Raw genomic sequence first — 1,744 nt, 5'->3', positions numbered from 1 at the left:
GATGTTCGGTCGGATCTCTCAGGTGTGGGCGGCGTTCGCTGAGCGTCGTCCGGGTCTGTCGCAGTTCTTGATGTTCTTCTTGTTGAGCAATGGTGTGACGGTGCTGCAGCTGGCGTTGATGCCGTTGTTCAAGGCGTTGTTCTCGATGACGGGGTTGGTGGGGACGAGCTTTCAGGTGTTGGCGGTGGGGTCGAACCCGGACGGGTCGGCGTTCTTCGTGTTCGACTACGCGGCGGGGGCGTTGCCTGAGGGTGGTGGGGGGTTGGCGTACTTCCTGGCGGTGCAGATCACGTTGTTGATCGCGCAGGTGATCAACTTCTTCGCGCAGCGCAACGTGACGTTCAAGTCGAACACGAGCGTGTGGCGGGCGGCGTTCTGGTACGTGGTGGCGTACGTGGTGATCACGTTCGCGGCGGCGGCGTTGCAGGGGTTGTACAAGGCCCCGATCTACGAGCTGTTGATCGATGGGTGGGGGCTGGGCAAGACCGGTGAGACGGTGGCCGACATGGTCACGATGATCATCAACAGTGCCCTATCGTTCTGGGTGTTCTTCCCGATCTTCAAGATCATCTTCAAGCGTGACCCCGAGGCGAGCGACCCGGCTGGGCCGGGTGTGCCGGTTGGTGTGCCGGTGGCCGGGGGTCCGGGGGAGTCCTCGTCGTCGGCCCGTGCGGGCCAGGAAGTCTGAAGAGTGCGCTGATGTCCAAGCTGTTGACGATCGTCGTCCCGTGCTACAACTCCGCGGCCTACATGCGTCGCAGCATCGACTCGCTGCTGGTGGGCGGGGACGAGGTCGAGGTCCTGGTCGTGGACGACGGGTCGTGGGACGCGACCGCGCAGATCGCGGACGAGTACGCCCGCGCGTACCCGGGGGTGGTGCGCGCGATCCATCAGGCCAACGGTGGGCACGGGGCCGCGATCAACACGGGCCTGGCGCACGCGCGCGGGCGGTACATCAAGATCGTCGATTCCGACGACTGGCTCGAGGCGGGCGCCTACGCCCAGGTCCTGGACCTGCTGCGCTCCTTCGCCCCCGGTCCCGGTGACGTGGACGTGCTGATCAGCAACTTCGTCTACGAGAAGGTCGACAAGCGCAACAAGACCGCGGTCCGTTACACCAACGCCCTGCCCGCCGGGCGGGTCCTGGGCTGGGACCAGGTCGGGCGCTTCCGCAAGGCCCAGTACATCCTGATGCACTCCCTGATCTACCGCACCGACCTGCTGCGCGAGACCGGGCTGGTCCTGCCCGAGCACACCTTCTACGTCGACAACCTCTACGCCTACGTGCCCCTGCGTGCGGCCCGGCGCCTGTACTACCTCGACGTGGACCTGTACCGGTACTACATCGGGCGCGCGGACCAGTCCGTCAACGAGAACGTCATGATCTCGCGCGTGGACCAACAGCTGCGCATCAACCTGGCCATGATGGAGCACCTGTCCACCGTGCGCACCGACCCCACCACCCCCAAGGCCCTCGAACGCTACCTCCTGCACTACCTCGACATCGTGTGCCTGGTCTCCTCCATGCTCCTCATCCGCGCCGGCACCCGCGCCTCCCTGCGCACCAAGGACCAGTTCTGGGCCGCGGTCCGCACCCACGACCCCGCCCTGTACCGACGCCTGCGCCGCACCACCCTGCACCAGATCTCCAACCTCCCCGGCAGACCCGGACGCCACATCTCGATGCTCGCCTACAAGACCGCCCAACGCGTCATCGGCTTCAACTAGACCCGCCCAGGCGCCC

At 65.9% G+C, this 1,744-nt stretch carries 2 protein-coding genes; both read left to right on the top strand.

All coding sequences use genetic code 11. From position 1 onward, the window contains the following. A partial coding sequence (locus tag H9623_RS19085) for a GtrA domain-containing protein (protein WP_227748933.1) occupies positions 1-688 on the top strand: 688 nt, incomplete at its 5' end. An 11-nt stretch (positions 689-699) separates the two neighbouring features. After that, entirely contained in the window at positions 700-1,728 is a 1,029-nt protein-coding gene (locus H9623_RS19080) for a glycosyltransferase family 2 protein (RefSeq protein WP_193721576.1), read from the top strand. Positions 1,729-1,744: the final 16 nt, after the last annotated feature.

Source organism: Oerskovia douganii, assembly GCF_015142735.1.
GTDB classification, from domain to species: domain Bacteria; phylum Actinomycetota; class Actinomycetes; order Actinomycetales; family Cellulomonadaceae; genus Oerskovia; species Oerskovia douganii.
The sequence above is the reverse complement of the archived record's forward strand: the minus strand, read 5'-3'. Positions and strand labels throughout refer to the sequence as shown.

Coding starts and splice junctions, on each gene's coding strand:
- H9623_RS19080 (WP_193721576.1), top strand. CDS start 700: ATGTCCAAGCTGTTGACGATCGTCGTCCCGTGCTACAACTCCGCGGCC.